The 15,651-nt window shown below is 46.1% G+C and carries 12 protein-coding genes; 7 read left to right on the forward strand and 5 right to left on the reverse strand.

Annotated features, from left to right (window positions below):
* Positions 1-197 precede the first annotated feature (197 nt).
* Complete coding sequence (locus LEP1GSC052_RS10575) at positions 198-773, forward strand: PaaI family thioesterase (protein ID WP_010575771.1); 576 nt, start codon at positions 198-200, stop codon at positions 771-773.
* A gap of 125 nt (positions 774-898) precedes the next feature.
* Here LEP1GSC052_RS10575 and LEP1GSC052_RS10580 read toward each other — a convergent pair whose 3' ends face one another.
* Positions 899-1,519 carry a TetR/AcrR family transcriptional regulator gene (locus LEP1GSC052_RS10580; protein WP_020986492.1) on the reverse strand — a complete coding sequence of 207 codons (621 nt, stop codon included), beginning with the start codon at positions 1,517-1,519 and terminating at the stop codon, positions 899-901.
* Positions 1,520-1,624: 105 nt separating this feature from the next.
* On the opposite strand from LEP1GSC052_RS10580, the gene LEP1GSC052_RS10585 reads away from it, so the two are divergent.
* Positions 1,625-2,095: a nuclear transport factor 2 family protein gene (locus LEP1GSC052_RS10585; protein WP_010575774.1), complete on the forward strand. Its 471-nt coding sequence runs from the start codon at positions 1,625-1,627 to the stop codon at positions 2,093-2,095.
* A gap of 80 nt (positions 2,096-2,175) precedes the next feature.
* On the opposite strand, the gene LEP1GSC052_RS20705 is transcribed toward LEP1GSC052_RS10585, so the two are convergent.
* Complete coding sequence (locus tag LEP1GSC052_RS20705) at positions 2,176-4,866, reverse strand: PAS domain-containing hybrid sensor histidine kinase/response regulator (RefSeq protein WP_020986179.1); 2,691 nt, start codon at positions 4,864-4,866, stop codon at positions 2,176-2,178.
* 420 nt (positions 4,867-5,286) lie between these two features.
* Entirely contained in the window at positions 5,287-5,607 is a 321-nt protein-coding gene (locus LEP1GSC052_RS10595) for a DMT family transporter (protein WP_010575776.1), read from the reverse strand.
* 135 nt (positions 5,608-5,742) lie between these two features.
* On the opposite strand from LEP1GSC052_RS10595, the gene LEP1GSC052_RS10600 reads away from it, so the two are divergent.
* From LEP1GSC052_RS10600 to LEP1GSC052_RS10620, 5 genes are all read left to right on the forward strand, one after another.
* A complete protein-coding gene (locus LEP1GSC052_RS10600; protein WP_125184822.1) occupies positions 5,743-6,099 on the forward strand; it encodes a hypothetical protein in 357 nt (118 codons plus the stop codon).
* A 73-nt stretch (positions 6,100-6,172) separates the two neighbouring features.
* Entirely contained in the window at positions 6,173-7,543 is a 1,371-nt protein-coding gene (locus LEP1GSC052_RS10605; protein WP_010575778.1) for a TolC family protein, read from the forward strand.
* The gene (locus LEP1GSC052_RS10610) at positions 7,540-8,574 is read left to right on the forward strand and encodes an efflux RND transporter periplasmic adaptor subunit (protein WP_010575779.1); all 1,035 of its coding nucleotides are present in this window, start codon (positions 7,540-7,542) and stop codon (positions 8,572-8,574) included. The genes LEP1GSC052_RS10605 and LEP1GSC052_RS10610 overlap by 4 nt, the downstream gene beginning before the upstream one ends.
* Positions 8,575-8,577: 3 nt before the next feature.
* On the forward strand, positions 8,578-11,730 hold the full coding sequence (locus LEP1GSC052_RS10615) for an efflux RND transporter permease subunit (protein ID WP_020986039.1): 3,153 nt from the start codon (positions 8,578-8,580) through the stop codon (positions 11,728-11,730).
* A gap of 245 nt (positions 11,731-11,975) precedes the next feature.
* Positions 11,976-12,650, forward strand: a complete 675-nt coding sequence (locus tag LEP1GSC052_RS10620) for a glutathione S-transferase family protein (protein ID WP_010575780.1) — start codon at positions 11,976-11,978, stop codon at positions 12,648-12,650.
* A gap of 15 nt (positions 12,651-12,665) precedes the next feature.
* On the opposite strand, the gene LEP1GSC052_RS10625 is transcribed toward LEP1GSC052_RS10620, so the two are convergent.
* Both LEP1GSC052_RS10625 and LEP1GSC052_RS10630 read right to left on the reverse strand, forming a co-directional pair.
* Positions 12,666-14,798 (reverse strand): ATP-binding protein, encoded by a 2,133-nt coding sequence (locus LEP1GSC052_RS10625; RefSeq protein WP_010575781.1) that lies wholly within the window; start codon positions 14,796-14,798, stop codon positions 12,666-12,668.
* Positions 14,799-14,914: 116 nt separating this feature from the next.
* Entirely contained in the window at positions 14,915-15,649 is a 735-nt protein-coding gene (locus tag LEP1GSC052_RS10630; protein ID WP_010575782.1) for a histidine phosphatase family protein, read from the reverse strand.
* Positions 15,650-15,651: the final 2 nt, after the last annotated feature.

Here is a 15,651-nt window from a genome sequence, read left to right on the forward strand (position 1 = left end):
AAGGTGATTTGAACGGGAATTAGCGCCCGCTCCGTCGAAATTTAAAAAATTCCGATCGCAAAAAACGCGTTGGAACCCGAGAGTTTTTACGGGTTTCGCACTTGAATCCAGAACCTCGGGTTTTTTCATGGAAGAAGAATCGTTCCCGATGTAAAATCGAACGATTCGATCGATAAAACTCCTTCCGGAGGAACCCCATGGAACCAGAGACTATCTACCGGGAGATCAAAGCCAGCCAGAACGGCCAAGATTGGCATCATAAGAATTGTTTCGGTTGCGGTCCCGAGAATGCGAAAGGCATTCACGCAAGTTTTCCCTTTCACGAAGAAAGCGGCGAGGTTCGATTTCCGTTTAAAATCGAAAAGGCCTTCGAAGGCGCTCCGGGTTACGCGCACGGAGGAGTTCTTGCGACTCTTCTCGACGAGGCTCAAGGAGTTCTTTGTTTTCATCTCGGACATTTCGTGATGACGGATCAGCTTTATATGCGATATCACAAAGCGGTTCCTCTCAACGAGGAAGTGGAAGTGCGTTGTTGGGTTACGATGGTTCGTAGAAGAAGACTTTATACGAAAGCGACGATTCATCTTTCCAAAACGGGAGAATTGCTCGTGTCCTCCAAAGCGCGTTGGTATGATATGTCCGAAAGAACGATGAGAAGAATGTTCCAGGGAACCGTATTCCCGATCGACACGCTTCTTCAGGTTTTGGAAGTCAATCAAAGACGAGGCAAGGAAATCCGAAAACGCCTCAAGCTGCAAAAGGCCGCTTCTTAAAAGCGGCCCCATATATTCATTTTTACTAATACATAAAATACTAATACAACGACCCGACTTGGATTCGGTCGTTGTCGTTCACGGTCGACGATCGTTTCATTCTTTTTGGGCGTCGCGCAAGGCTTTCATTTCGTCCGAATCATTCGGAAAACCTGGCGGATCCAAGGTTCCAAACCGTCCAAACCGGGCTTTTTATGTTTCAAAAGAAGACGGAAATACAAACCCCCGTATAAGAAATCGATAAACCCTTCCACTTCCGAATCGCTTACATCGGGAAATTCTCCCGTATGTCTCGCTTGTTTGATGTATTCCGCCGCGATCTTTCTTCTCGGTTTGAGATAATCGTCCTTGATCGCCTTCGCCAATTCCGCGTCGTCCTGCGCGGCCCCGATCACGGAAGAGATTACCTTTCCGTAATCTCCTTGGAAGACCCCTGCCAAACCCTTCATCTGCTTTACGATTCCTTCTTCCAAAGAGGTTCCTTCCGGAAAATCCAAGTAAGGACTGATCAAGGTAAGAATGGTGTTCATCGCCAAGGTCGCTTTACTCGGCCATCTTCTGTAGATCGTAGTTCTTGCGACCCCCGTTTTTTCGACGATGTCGTCTATGGAAAAACCGTAAAATCCTTTCGAAGCCAATAGTTCGAAAGTCGCCTTTAAGATGGATTCTTCGTAATCCTGGGTTCTGGGTCTTCCACGAACGGGAGAATTCTCTTCTTTTTTCCGGGACTTCTTTTTTGCGGCCATATCTTCTTTTCCTAAAAAAACTCTTGACGGTCAAGACATTTACGATACTGCTGGTATCGAATATACGAAACTACCAGTATCGTAATTAATTCAAGGAGAATCACAATGCGTATAGCGATATCGACACTGATCCTTTCCGGCCTCTTTGCCTTCGCCCTGAGCGCCGAAAAAAAATCGAACGCTCCCGTCGACGTGGTGAACGGTTTCTTTTCCGCTTTCGGAAAAGGAGATCTTTCCGGTGTGATCGGAAGTTTTCACGAAAACGCGACCATCACGGCGGTCCGCAAGTCCTCCAGAAAATCCGGAGAACTCTACGGATCGTATTTCGGTAAAAAAGGCGCGGAAGAATTCGTTTCCAACCTGGGAAAAATCTTCAACACGAAGGAATTCGTGGTCGAGAACGTGATCGGAAAAAAGGAAGTGGTGTTTGCCAACGGACGTTTCAAACACGAATTGAAATCCACCGGAAAAACATACGAAAGCGATTGGGCTTTGAAGTGTGTCGTTAAGGACGGTAAAATTTTAGAATATAACTTTTACGAAGATACTTCTTCTTTCGACGTTGCCAATCGTTAAGAAAGAAAAATTCGGTTTCTTGGAACGCTTACAACCGGGTAAACAAGTCGAACGTGCGCCCGGTTTTTTTCGAATTCTTATCAAACGCTCCAAGTTCCGGGATGAATCATCGTTTTGATTCTGTTGAGAATCTCCACAGTTAAATAAGGTTTTTGTAATATATCCAGAACTCCGGCCTTTAATAACTCCGATTTTTTACTCGGTTCTATAAAACCGCTCGCAAGAATCGCGCGAACCTCCGGATTGATCCGTTTCATCTCGTAATACATTCGATCCCCTTCGATTCCGGGAAGTCCCACGTCGGAAAGAACGAGATCGATTCGATTCCATTGAGCTCTATAAATTTCGACCGCGTCCAATCCGTTCCCCGCGACCGTAACGTTATATCCTTCCTGCTCGAGAATGGAAGTCAAAACTTCCCTTAACATGTCCTCGTCTTCCACGAGAAGAATATTTCCGGAACCGCGTCTGGAAGTTCCGTTTACGATTTCTTGCTTCGTTTCTTTGACGACGGTTTCATAAGAATGAGTCTGCGCGGGAAGAAAGATCTTAAACGTGGTTCCCTTTCCAAGAGCGGTATCGACTTCGATAAAACCTCGATGTCTTTCGACGATTCCGTATGTTGTCGCAAGTCCGAGTCCGGTTCCTCTTCCGGATTCTTTCGTCGTAAAGAAGGGTTCGAAAATTCTCGCTTTGGTAAAAGAATCCATTCCGATTCCGGTGTCGCTTACGCTCAGTTCCAAATAAAGCGGAGCTTCCGCTTTTTCGTGTCTTCCTCGTATATCCTCGCCTTTGACGGTTTTGGTTCCGATGATGATCTTTCCTCCGCCCGGTTCCATCGCGTCTCTTGCGTTCACGCAAAGATTCAAAAGCACTTGATGAATCTGAGAATGATCGGCCAACACTTGCGGAAGATCGCAGTTCATCGTCAGATCGACTTCGATCAGCTTCGGAAAGGTTTCGTCCATCAGATTCACAACTTCGAATATTACGGAATTCAAATGCACCGGCTCGAGGGTCATGTCTCCCTTTCTTGCGATCGTAAGAAGTTGTCCAACCAAGTCCGCGCCTCTTTGGATCGTTTTAGAAATGGCTTCCCTGCTTTTGAAGTGTTTTAAAATATCCGAACCCTCGTCCTGAAGAATGGAAAGATGACAGGACATGATTCCCAAAAGATTGTTGAAGTCGTGCGCGATTCCTCCGGCGAGAGTTCCCAAACTTTCCAGCTTTTGACCTCGGAGCAATCTTTGTTCGAGTTGTCTGCGTTTTGTGATGTCCATAATCACACCCGCAAATCCTACAATGGTACCGTCTCTGAATATTGGTCGGACGGAGATTTGAACCCAAACGGAACCTCCGTCTTTGAGTTTCATTCTACATTCGCACATGTCCCTGCTTCCGGAAAGCGCGGACGAGATCAGTCTTCTGGAAAACTCCCGATCCTCTTCGAGAATCAAATCCTTAAAACCGCTTCCGGTGATCGTTTCGGAAGAATATCCAGTAAGAGATTGAATGATCGGACTGATATACGTCACGTTACAGAGCACATTCGCCGAAAAGATGACGTCGTTGATATTCTCGACGAGTTCCTTGTATTTTTGCTGGGATTCTTGAAGCGCGGCTTCCGCTTTTTTTCGATCCGTGATCACCGTTCCGGACGCGATCAAGAATTTAATGACTCCGGATTCGTCCCTCATGGGTTTGAGCGCGAAGTCGATCACGATAATTTCTTCCTCAGCGACTCGAATCTCCGTATCGTATCGAAGAGTTTCTCCCATACAAGCTCTTCGTATGGATTCTCTCAGAAGTTCCCTGCTTCGATCGGAGAAGGACCACCAATACGTTTGATCGAAAGGTTTTCCGAGTACGTCTTCGAATCTAAGTTTGGCCGCGGTCAAAGGCGCTTTGTTGACTTCGATCAAAACTCCGTCGGGTTGAATCAAACCTACGAACATGTTCGGAAGAAGACCGTCTATGATGTCTCGGAGATGTTTCTGACTTTTTTTCTCCGCGTTTTCGATCTGTTTAAACTGCGTTATGTTTCTTGCAACCCAGTAGACCGTATTTTCGGAACGATACGAAACGCTCGCTTCGAACCAAAGAGTTTCTCCGTGAATCTCCAAATCGTATTCAATGTTTTGCGTTTTACCCGTTTGTAAGGTTTTGCGGATCGTATTCTCGGCGAGATCGGCTTTATCCGAAGCGAAAAAATCGCGTACTCGATTGCCGAGCAGTTCTTTGGGGGAAGCGGTTAAGAATTTCGCTTTTGTGGGAGCGATCTTTAAATATCTTCCGGTGGAATCCATAACGAGAATGATATCGGTCATCGCGGAAAAAAGAGCTCGTAGATCCAACTCGGAATCCTTCAAAGCGTCTTCCGCTTTTTTACGCGCGGTGATATCCTGCGCCATCACGAGTCCGTAATCGATTTCTCCGTTTTCACTTTCGATCGGCGCGTGTTCGAGTTTGAAAATTCTTCCCATATAAGGAATTTCGATCGTAGTCGATCTTCCTTCCAAAGCCGCGTGGTATAAGGGTTCGCTCAAATCGCAGATGTCTTTCGGAAAAACTTCCCGCATCGTTTTTCCCTGAACGAACTCAGATGTAAGTTCCACGAGAGTAAGACCTCGTCCTTCGAAGATGATGTAACGAAGATTGCGATCGAAAACGGCCACTCCTCCGTTTGGGAATTGTTTGGTGATTTGTCTGTATAAATATTCTCGTTTTACTTTGTCCATTTCCGATCGATTCGTTTCTGTCTTCTCCAGCATTTCCAACATAACTCCTGAACCACGACGATAAACCGTTCGGATTAGATAGGATTAAAATCGTTCTAAAGAGAACGAAAATCATTTTCCCTCTATATGAACGGATTATGAAACAAGGCTTTTTTTACAAACGATTCTTATTGAAACGGACTATACACTAAGACTTATTCTCCTAAAACGTTCTCATTAATTCGATCGGTTAAAAAATTGTTTCCAAAAAGAAAGAATGGAACCTCGATCCTATGATCGATTCAGATTCGCAAAGAAGGAATCAAAACGGAAGCCTGAAAACAAAAACGCGGACAAAACACTCGATCCGCGTCCTAAAAGTAGAATATTTGTTAATTAGAATATTTGAATTTACTAAAATAATAAAAAGCGCGCGTCCTCTATCTACAATCGCGACGCGCATAACGATCGCTTTTATTCGGAAACCAGGAACTTAAGACCTAAAACTGACAAAATCAAAGTGGAAAGAAAAAATCCTCTCCAAAAATCGATCGGTTCTCCGTGAAAAAAAATTCCCACAAGAACGGTTCCCACCGCGCCTAAGCCCGTCCAGATCGCGTAACCGGTTCCCATAGGAATCGTTTGAATCGCCTTATTCAAAAAAACCAAACTGAGCACGGCGGAAACCAAAAAGCCTCCGGTCCATGTCGGTTTAGAAAAGTTATCGGACAACTTCAGACAAGTCGTAAATCCGATCTCGAATGCGGAAGCGATGATGAGATAGATCCAAGCCATAACTCCACGCTTTTTTACGTTAGTAAGACATCAACTCATTATCCTTTCCAAAGACTACGCGTCTTTCCGACTTTCGGATCGAAACGAACCGCAAAGTTCTTTTCAAAATAGAACCTTTTATTCAAATCGTTCCGTATGAAACGAACCGGATGGACACGCTATTGCGCGCGATTCTTATTGCCGGTTTTCTTTTTATATCTATTCTCGTTTACGTTTACCGATTCCGAAAACGCGGAATACTCTGGCGTTTCCTCGAAACTCAGAGCGGTTCAAGCCGGAAAAAGCAAACTTCCTTCCCGTTCTTTCGAAGGAGAAGAAAACGAAACCTCCCCTTTTTGGCTTGAGGATACGGTAGAATCCGAAACCGCAAAAACAGAATCGCTTCCGGTTCGATCCGAATTTAAAACCGAGTCCGCGGATCTTATCCTCGCGATCGGTTCCGACTTCAGACTTTCACATTTTCTAATCAATCTTCCGCCTCCGATTTCCTGAAATTTATGACTCGCAGACTTCTTCTTTTTTGATAGAATCTGCTCTCTTTCAAAAAGTTATTTCGGAGCCGATTATGTGCGCATCGACACAACGCGTCGTTTTTATTCGTATTCTTCAGTTTATTATGTTATTCTTTTTTACGTTCGATACTTTTTCCCAAGGGAGAGAAAGTCCCTTGGCTTTGTTCGGCGATCCTCTTTCCGTTCCGAAGGAGGAATCCAATTCTTCCGTTAAAGTGAGAATCGATCTGAAAAAAGCGGAAGAAACTTTTCTACGAAACAATCTTTCGCTTTTGGCAAAACGTCTCGAAGTGGAAGCCTCGAAAGCGGAAATCATCCAAACCCGTCTCTGGGACAACCCGGTTGTTTCCGTGGATCAGAACGCATACAACCAAAACACGGGACAATATCTGGACACTACCAAAAACGGTCAGACCCAGATTCAAATCGAACAGCTCTTCGTATTAGCAGGGAAACGTGATAAACGAATTCGACTCGCGCAGTGGAACGCGAACACGGGAGAACAGGACTTCTACGATCTTTTACGAACTCTCAAATTGGAACTCAGGGTCACCTTTTATAAACTTTTTTATCTCAAGAAGTCCTTGGAATTTTTCGACGAGAACATCCGATCGATCCGGAAGACGATTCAAAGTTCGGAAGCGGTTTATAAAAATCGGGACATTCTTCTTTCCGAGGTGCTTCGTCTCAAATCCATTCTTTTCCGTTTGGAAACGGATCGTTCCGAAATCGTAAGCGGTATTATAGAAAAAGAGAATATTCTAAAATTGTTACTCAACGAACCCGAATACGCGGACGTAGTATTCGAAATCGAAACGATCGAACCCGAAGAAAAAAGAAATCCCATTCTTTCCAAAAGCGGCCAAGAACTTCTTTCGATCGCATTCGATAAAAGACCGGATCTAAAGGCGTTGGAATTCGGAATCAAAGCCGAACAAACGAATCTCGCGTTGCAACGATCCCTTGCAATTCCCGATTTAAAACTGGGAGGAAGTTGGGACCGCGCGGGGAACTATATCAACAACTACTACGGGGTAACGGTTTCCATGGCGATTCCGACCTTCGACCGCAATCAAGGGAATATTAGAGAATCTGAATTGATTCTCGCGGCGAAAAAAACGAAATACGAGGAAAAAAGAATCAAGATCAGAGCGGAAGTTCTTTCGGCGGTGGGAAAAGCGAAAGAGAAGGAAAGACTTCTTTCGGAATATAAGGATTCCTTTACGAAGGATTATCAGAATTTGGCGGGTTTAATGGTTGAAAATTATAGAAAGAAGTATTTAACGATTTTGGAATTTGCGGATTTTTTCGAGGCTTACAGCGACAGCTTTTTAAAAATGATCCGTCTTCAATCGGACCGGGTGGAAACAATGGAATCGGTAAACTACACGTTAGGAAGTACCGTGTTGGAGATCGGTAAATGATTTTTAAGAATGGATTCTCTTCGTTCGTTTCGTTTTATCAAAGAAGACCTAAAATCGTTTTGGCCGGTTCGATTCTCCTTCTTACGCTCGCGGTCTTTCTTCAAAACTGGAACGCTTCCAGAAAGGCGCAGGAACACTGGAAGTTGGAAAAGGCGAGAAGTCCTCGCGTCACCGAAAGCGGAGCGAGAATCGAATTTCCAAAAGATCATCCGGGACTTGCGCGACTCGTTTATCAAAAAATTGGAAAAGGAAACGCCGCATTCTCCGTGATCGCTTCCGCAAGAGTGATCGCAAGCATCAATACATCCGTGAACTCCGGAGAAAAATTGATCCTTTTCGATTCGGGAGAAACGACTCATCTTTATTCCGAATACAAACGCACGCGCGCAGTCGCTTCGAAAGCGTATAAGGACTTGGCGAGAATCAAGGACATGTATGTCAACCAAGCCGCGACGAGAAGGGACGTGACCGAAGCGGAATCGAACTTCACGGTTGCAAAGGCGGAATCCGCGGAAGCCGAATCCAAATTGAGAACGATCGGTTTTAATCCGAAGGAACTCGATTCCGTTTCCGGTTCTTCGTATTGGATCATCTGCGACGTTCCGGAATCCCAACTCAGCGAAGTGGAGAATGGAGAAGAAGTGAAGATTCAATTCTCGTCTTTTCCGGGAAAGATATTTCTTGGTAAAGCGGAGGCCGTGGGCGAAGTGATCGATCCCGTCTTAAGAGCCGTCAAAGTGCGCGTAACGTTAAAAAACACGAAGGAAAGAATTCTTCCCGGCATGTTTGCGAGAGTGGACTTCGGAGATCCGCGCTCCTCGGTCCTTGCGATCCCGAACCACGCAATCGTTACCGTGGACGAAAAACATTACGTTTTTCTAAAGGAAGACGAATATTCATTCCGAAGAAGACAGGTCGTGCTCGGTTCTTCCGGCGACGAAAGGACGATCGTCAAGGACGGTTTGTCCGAAGGCGACGAAATCGTGATCGACGGCGCCATTCTCCTCAAAGGAATCAGTTTCGGGTTTTAAACGATGATCGATAGAATTATAGAATTCTCCCTTACCAAAAGAATTCCGACCGTCTTACTCGCGTTAGGCGTTCTTGCGGTAGGAATCTGGTCTTGGACCACGTTGAAAAAGGAAGCGTATCCCGACGTGGGGGACACGCAGGTTACGGTCATCGCCTTACTTCCGGGCAAGGCAGCGCTCGAAGTCGAAAGACAGGTGACCCTTCCTTTGGAACGAGAACTCAACACGGTTCCTTACGTTTTAACGAGAAGATCGAAGACGATTTTCGGATTGAGCGTTTTACAGATGATCTTCGAAGACGGGGTCAGCGATTTTACGGCGAGACAACTCGTCTTGGAAAAAATCAGGGACGCTGATCTTCCGCCGGAAGCCGATCTTTCTCTGGCTCCTCTTACGGGTCCCGTGGGTGAAGTCTTTCGTTATACGATCGAGGCCGGGGAAGAATGGACCGGCATGGATTTAAGAACGCTTCAGGATTGGGTCGTCGTTCCCGCCTTACGCCAAGTAGGCGGTGTGGCCGACGTGATCAATTTCGGAGGTCTTGTCAAACAATATCATATCATCACTTCCCCGAATCGGATCTATCGTTATAATCTTTCTTTGCAGGACGTCATCGAAGCCGTTTCTTCGAACAACAGAAATACGGGAGGTCATACTCTTACGAGAGGGGATCAGAGTTTCGCCGTACGCGGGTTAGGTGCGATTCAGAACGCGGAGGACATTCGAAACACGGTGGTCGCGTCTTCGGGCGGAACTCCGATTTATATCGGTAATCTCGCTTCCGTGGAAGAATATCCGAAACGGCCCGACGGAGTTTTCAGTTACGCGATCCGAGACGCGGACTCCTCCAAAATCAAACTGAGGGAATCCGGGGTTCAGGGTTTGATCGCGATGCGAAGGGGAGAAAATCCGTCCGAAGTAGTCGCGCGGGTCAAAACGAAGATCGAAGAGATCAACCGAAATTATCTACCCGAAGGAATTCGCTTAACAACGACGTATGACCGAAGCGATCTCGTCAACTATACGGTAAGAACGATTTCCAGAACCCTTTTCGAAGGTGTGAGCATAGTAGTTCTCGTTCTGATCTTTTTTATAGGAAGCGTAAGATCCGCGTTAGTCGTCGCTTGTACGATTCCTCTTTCTCTTTTGTTCGCGTTTTCCATGATGAAGATCACCAACATACCGGCCAATCTTCTTTCCTTGGGTGCGATCGACTTCGGGATCATCGTAGACGGCGCGGTCGTGATCGTGGATAATATCTCGCGAAGATACAAGGAAGCGAAGGAAAAAAAGAATTCCGGCCTTTCGTTCCGCGAAATCGAAACCCTTACGATCGATTCCACGAAAGAGGTCGGAACGGAAATTTTCTTTTCCATCTCCATTATTATTCTTGCATATTTGCCGATCTTCACCTTTCAGAGAATCGAAGGAAAGCTATTCTCGCCTATGGCGTTCACTCTCGCGTATGCGATCTTGGGAAGTATGCTCATCGCATTGACTTTGATTCCGGTTTTGATGACTTATCTTTATCGAACGAAATTGGAAAGTAAGGGAAACGATTCTTTGGAACGGCAGAATCCGATCTTTCTTCGTATTCGGGATTTTTACTCGAGGTTTCTGACCGAACGGTTGGCGAACCCGAAACGGGTTGCGGCCTTCGCTTTGATTCTCGTTTTCGGAATCGGAGGTTTTTCGTATTTTAAATTGGGAACCGAGTTTCTTCCCGAACTGGACGAGGGTTCGATCAACATCCGTTGTTTTCTTCCGGTCGGCGTCTCTTTGAGAACTTCGGAAAAATACGTTCCGATTCTCAGAAGTTCCATTCTAAAACACGAACAAGTGGCTTCCGTTTTGACCCAACTCGGTAGAAACGACGAAGGAACCGATCCTTACGGTCCGAACCGTTTGGAAATTCTGATCGGTTTAAAAGATTATTCGACTTGGAAAGAAAATATTTCCAAAGCTGAACTTCTTCATAAGATCAAAAAGGATCTTCAGGAAACTCTTCCGGGCGTGAGTTTTCTTTTTTCACAACCGATTTTGGACAACGTCACCGAGTCGGTTACGGGAAGCGTTTCGGATCTCGCGATTCTCATCAACGGAGAGGACTTGAACTCTCTGAGAAACTTAGGGAAAGAAATTCTTTCCGTCGTTTCCGAAATTCCCGGCGCGACCGAATCGGGAATCGAACAGGAAGGAGATCAGGCCCAACTTACGATCGAAGTCGATCGCAAACAAGCCGCTCGTTACGGAATCAACGCTTCCGAAATTTTGGATACGATGGAAGCCGCGATCGGAGGCAAAGGTGTGGGAATTCTTTACGACGGTTCGAGACGGTTCGAAATCATCGTACGATATACGAACGACTATCGTTCTTCGATCGACTCGGTGCACACGTTACTCGTCACCGGACCCGGAGGCGCGAGAATTCCTCTTGCGGAAATCGCGAAGATCGAATTCAAGGACGGTCCCACGATCATCCAAAGACAGGACGGCAAAAGACAAATCTCCGTGAGGACCAACGTTCGAGGAAGAGACCAAGGAAGTTTTGTCGCGGAGGCAAAGGACAAGGTCGCGGAAAAGATCAAGATCCCCGAAGGAATCGACATCCATTGGGGAGGTCAGTTCGAAAATCTTCACAGAGCCGTTTTGCGTCTGCGTTTTGTGATCCCGTTAACCTTACTTGCAATTTTTATAATACTCTACACGATGTTCCGCAGTCCTCGTATGGTTTTATTGGCGATGTCCGGCATTCCGATTTCGATCAGCGGCGGGTTGTTGGCCCTGCTTTTAAGGGGAATGAACTTTTCCGTTTCGGCGGGTGTGGGCTTTATTTCCCTTTTCGGAATTTCCACGATGACCGGGGTTCTTTTTATATCAAGATTATTGCATATGATTGAAAAGCGGGGCAACAACAAGGACCTGAAAACTTCCGTGCTCGAAGCTGCCGTGATCCAACTCAGACCGAGAATCATGACCATTCTTCTCGCGCTTTTGGGGTTGATACCCGCGACGATTGCAAGCGGAATCGGTTCGGACGTACAAAGACCTCTCGCGACCGTCATCGTGGGCGGGCTGAGTTTGGAACTTCTCGTTACTTTGATTTATATTCCTTCCCTGTTTTATCTTTCGGAACGAGGAAAAAGGATGGGGTAAAAAATTCTATCCAGGAAAGAATTCTTACTTTTTAATTCGCGGTCTCGTGGTATATAGGTCTAAGTTTCAATAGCCATTTGGCTGCGGTATCTGACCCGACTTCGTTGGAGATAGGCAAGGTTTTGAAAGCAGGTCTTTCAATCTTTGAGGGAACCTTGAAATCCAATTTCGTTGGAGCCAACGGCGACGCTCCGCTGCCTTTTGGCTAAACGCTTTCCTTAGGTCGGCGTTTAGGAGAAAAAAAATTGATCGAGTTATATTCGGCTTCCACTCCCAACGGAAGAAAAGTTTCCATCATGCTGGAAGAATTAGGAATTCCTTATACGGTTCATCCGATCGATCTCGGTAAACTGGAACAAAAACAAGATTGGTTTTTAAAAATCAATCCGAACGGAAGAATTCCCGCAATCATCGACAAGGACAACGACGACTTTGCCGTTTTCGAATCGGGCGCGATTCTGATTTATCTCGCCGAAAAAACCGGCAAACTTTTACCGAAAGACGTGAAGGAAAAAAGTATCGTTCTTCAATGGCTTATGTTTCAAATGGGCGGGGTCGGTCCGATGCAGGGCCAAGCCGGAGTGTTTTTGAAGTACGCTCCCGAAAAAATTCCGTTCGCGATCGCTCGTTATCAAAACGAAACAAAACGATTGTATTCCGTTTTGGATAGAAGGCTCGCCGAAAGTAAATTCTTAGGCGGAAAAGAATTATCCATCGCGGACATCGCGACCTGGCCTTGGGTGAACGTTCACGACTACGTGGAAGTTTCTTTGGATGAGTTTCCCAACTTAAAACGATGGGAAGAGGAACTTTCCAAACGTCCCGCGTTCGCCAAAGGAATGAACATTCCGAACAAGGTGGATCACAAGGCCGACGCCGAGGAAATCAAAAAGAAAGCCCAAGCTATGTTAGGAAAGTAGAATTTTCTAATATTCTTATGGAACCTGATTCTCCGATTGACGTTCGGAGATCGGTTCCGAGAAGGGAAGAATCACGTAGAAGGTCGTCCCCTTTTCCGAAGTTTCGAAGAAGATTCTTCCGTTGTGATCCTCTATGATTCTTCTGCATATATCCAATCCCAATCCGGTTCCCGCTCCAGAAGGTTTTGTGGTGAAGAAAGGTTCGAAGATCCGATCCCGAATCGTGTCTTCGATTCCGGTTCCGCTGTCTTCGATCGCGATCTCCCAGCCGGTCGGTCTTTTTTTACAAGAGATCGACATTCTTCCCTTATAACTCATCGCATACAACGCGTTGCCGATCAGATTCGTCCATACCTGAGTGAGCGCTTCCGTGTTTCCCCAAACCTCGGCCGTATCGGGCATATCGCGAACGATCTCGACTTGGTTTTTATATTTGGAATAATACAACGTGAGAACCGTTTCCAATTGTTTACGAACGTCGACCGAACCCATCGTGGTCCCGGTTCGATCCTTATACGTGTATTCTTTGAGAGCTTGGATCACGAGCGAAGCTTTTTCGGCGGCCTTTTCGATCGTAAAACTCGCGCGCGCGATCCCAGATAAGGAAAAAGCGTTTTGTGCGATGGTTAAGAATTTATCCTTATGCGAGACGTTCTTAAAAATTTCGGAAACCTCGTCGGAATCCAATCCGAGATCCGTGAGAATATCTGCGAGACGCAACACTTCCGGAATTCCGAGTTCGTTTAACAAACCGGCGATTCTTTTTCTCTTTGCCCTCTCCTCTTTCGTATCGTAAAATTCCCTTTGTGAAATTCCTTTGGAAAAAAGTTTTTCCCAAATCGTTTTTTCCTCTTCGCTGAACTTGGAATAATTTCTCAAAAGGGTTTCCCAGGAATTGGACAACACGGATCGGATTCCTTCGTTCGAAGACACGATGGCGCCTAACGGAGTGTTGAGTTCGTGCGCGATCCCCGCGACGAGTTGTCCGAGCACCGCCATTTTTTCGGATCGTATGAGTTGTTTTTGCGCGCTTCTTAGATCTTCGATCGCTCGAACGACTTGTTCGTTTTTGGCGACGAGGTATTGATTTACGGTTCTTAATTCTTCCGTTCTTTTGGTGACGATTCCTTCGAGTCCCTCGTTGATTAAACGGACCTTTTGTTCCGCGTCGGTCATCTCTTTTACGAGAAAGGTTTGTCTCACGCTTGCGATCACGACTACGATCGTGGTTCCCGTCCACGCAACGATTCGAACCCCTTCCGGTAAACCGGCGAGAGTTCCCGCAAGAACGATCGTAATCGAACTCGCAACGATTTCAAACAAAGGTAATAAACGAAGAGCGGCCTCGAACCTTCTTCCCCAAACGGGATGATCGTTGAATTTCGGAACCCAGGTCAAAGCTCCGTAACCCAAGATCAAAGCCGCGACGGAAAAACCGGCGTTGAGAATCGTTCCGTCCGGAGGAATCTCCACGATAAAAAAAGCGTTCCACAACAACCAACAAAGTCCGGTTCCTCCCATTCCGAGAATGAACGTAAGCCAAGACATATCCGGTTGTAATCTCAAAAGAGGTATGAGAAGAATTCCCAAAGCGGACGCGGTCAAAAACGAAACCGGATGATTGATCAAAGGAAGAAGTTGCGGAATTCCCACGCCTTCCCTTTGCGGAAGATACAACGCGAGTGAAAAGGTAAGAATGGCGGTGACAAGACCCAAAGCGTCGAGAACCGCGGCGCGGATTCTCGTTCGATCACATTCAATAACTATAATAGAGTATCCGATGACGAAACTAGGAGCGACCCAGGGGAAAAGATAATCGCTCGGAGTGGGAGTCACGTAGTAGTCGAGATAAACCTGAATCGCCCAAGAAAGTTGACCGAGCGCGTTTGCGGTAAGACCGAGTGCGAACCAAAGTCGGAAACGGTGGATTCCACCTTCGACCGCGAAATAACCGAGCCAAGCGAGAATCGCCGCGCAGAGATACGAAATCGTCCAGTGAACGTTGTCTATAAGTCTGTCCACGTTTCTTTCTTCGTAATGATAATTTGCGAAGAAGGATACGAATACCAAGATCGTACTGATCCAGAAAATCCATAACCCGATTTTGGTTAGGGAAGAGGATCGAGAATGACTTTTTAAACTTGTCATCAATCGCTCGTGAACGACGGACAGTATAGACGTTAAGCGGTCGCACCGTCGATCTCTTTTCTCGTTATAAGACTCTCAAAAACGGAATCTTACGTAAATATTCTTCGGAATTCGTTTTAAAACAGCGTTCTATCGGATTTATCGGGAAGATGCGGCGCGCCGTTGATCGAAACGGGAAGATATTTACCTCTAACCCACCGAAAGGTACTTAAGGAAGTGTTCCAGATCCAAGGCATCCAGGAAAAGTTGTCCTCGTCCTGACGTAATAAACGATGGAGTACGAGAGAAATCGGAGTTCCCGAAGTAAAGATAAAAGTTCTTTCCTGATCCGCAGGAGAGAACCATACATTAGAAGAATGGAATACTCTTGTTTCGAAGTTTTTATACGTTTCGATTCCTTCGGGAGTTTCGGTTCCTTCTCTCCAAAATCGGAGAATCTCTTCCGTAAGTTTAAAGAACACCGCGGCGGAACGGATCCCGCCTTTGAGTCTCACTTTTGAAAATTGGGAAAGAGTTTTTGCGAACTCCGGTTTTCTCGAAGCGAGAAGTTTGGAATAGGAGCTCCAAAGTTCGGGAGAGAATTCGTTCCAACCCGCGTCTCGATTTATAAAAGAATCGGATTGAAACTGATCGCGTGGTCCGATCACGGAAATCGCGCCTTCCAGAAAAGAATCGGCGGTTTCCAAATGTCTGCGAAGAGTTCCCGTAACGATTCGATCGGGAACGTCTCCGTTACGCGCCATGAATTTTCCGAGTTCGTAAGCCTGTTTCTTTCCGTGCGGAGTAAGAAGGTCGTAGTTTTCGCCTTGAGAATTTGCCTGACCGTGACGGATCAGATGAATGACCGACATGA

This window comes from Leptospira kmetyi serovar Malaysia str. Bejo-Iso9 (assembly GCF_000243735.2).
In the GTDB taxonomy this organism is placed as follows: domain Bacteria; phylum Spirochaetota; class Leptospiria; order Leptospirales; family Leptospiraceae; genus Leptospira; species Leptospira kmetyi.

Bases quoted from the DNA above. Each gene is read 5' to 3' on its own strand.
- LEP1GSC052_RS10625 (WP_010575781.1), bottom strand. From the start codon at position 14,798: ATGACAAGTTTAAAAAGTCATTCTCGATCCTCTTCCCTAACCAAAATC.
- LEP1GSC052_RS10580 (WP_020986492.1), bottom strand. From the start codon at position 1,519: ATGGCCGCAAAAAAGAAGTCCCGGAAAAAAGAAGAGAATTCTCCCGTT.
- LEP1GSC052_RS10605 (WP_010575778.1), top strand. From the start codon at position 6,173: ATGTGCGCATCGACACAACGCGTCGTTTTTATTCGTATTCTTCAGTTT.
- LEP1GSC052_RS10600 (WP_125184822.1), top strand. From the start codon at position 5,743: ATGAAACGAACCGGATGGACACGCTATTGCGCGCGATTCTTATTGCCG.
- LEP1GSC052_RS10585 (WP_010575774.1), top strand. From the start codon at position 1,625: ATGCGTATAGCGATATCGACACTGATCCTTTCCGGCCTCTTTGCCTTC.
- LEP1GSC052_RS10615 (WP_020986039.1), top strand. From the start codon at position 8,578: ATGATCGATAGAATTATAGAATTCTCCCTTACCAAAAGAATTCCGACC.
- LEP1GSC052_RS20705 (WP_020986179.1), bottom strand. From the start codon at position 4,866: ATGCTGGAGAAGACAGAAACGAATCGATCGGAAATGGACAAAGTAAAA.
- LEP1GSC052_RS10575 (WP_010575771.1), top strand. From the start codon at position 198: ATGGAACCAGAGACTATCTACCGGGAGATCAAAGCCAGCCAGAACGGC.
- LEP1GSC052_RS10630 (WP_010575782.1), bottom strand. From the start codon at position 15,649: ATGTCGGTCATTCATCTGATCCGTCACGGTCAGGCAAATTCTCAAGGC.
- LEP1GSC052_RS10610 (WP_010575779.1), top strand. From the start codon at position 7,540: ATGATTTTTAAGAATGGATTCTCTTCGTTCGTTTCGTTTTATCAAAGA.
- LEP1GSC052_RS10595 (WP_010575776.1), bottom strand. From the start codon at position 5,607: ATGGCTTGGATCTATCTCATCATCGCTTCCGCATTCGAGATCGGATTT.